General features: G+C 42.1%; 1 protein-coding gene. It reads left to right on the top strand.

The features are described 5' to 3' along the window. On the top strand, positions 1 to 570 hold a 570-nt coding region (locus AC3G7N_RS22030), incomplete at both ends, for an aldehyde dehydrogenase family protein (RefSeq protein WP_489424252.1).

Genomic DNA, 570 nt, shown 5'->3' with positions numbered 1-570 from the left:
AAGTACAAAAGGGTCAAAACTGGCTTAAACGTACAATCATTGAAATGGGCGGTAAAGATACCATCGTGGTTGATAGTGAAGCAGACCTTGAACTAGCGGCAGAATCTATTGTTCAATCAGCATTCGGATTCTCTGGACAAAAATGTTCAGCATGTTCACGTGCAATCATCCACGAAGATGTGTACGATCAAGTGTCTGAACGTGTAGCACAACTTACAAAAGAATTAAGTGCTGGGGATCCATCTGACAACTCGCATTTCATGGGACCAGTAATTGATCAGGCAGCATACGATAAAATCACGAAATATATTGGAATTGGTAAAGAGGAAGGTAAACTTCTTGTTGGTGGTGATGGCGACGACAGTAAAGGCTGGTTTGTAAATCCAACAGTATTTGCTGATCTGGACCCTGAAGCACGAATCATGCAGGAAGAAATTTTTGGACCTGTTGTGGCCCTGGCGAAAGCTAAAGATTTCGATCAGGCTATTGAAATTGCAAATAATACGGATTATGGTTTAACCGGTGCTGTTATTACTAATAACCGTGCACACCAGGAACAAGCACGTGAGG

The sequence above is a fragment of the Virgibacillus carmonensis genome (genome assembly GCF_057836705.1).
The sequence above is the reverse complement of the archived record's forward strand: the minus strand, read 5'-3'. Positions and strand labels throughout refer to the sequence as shown.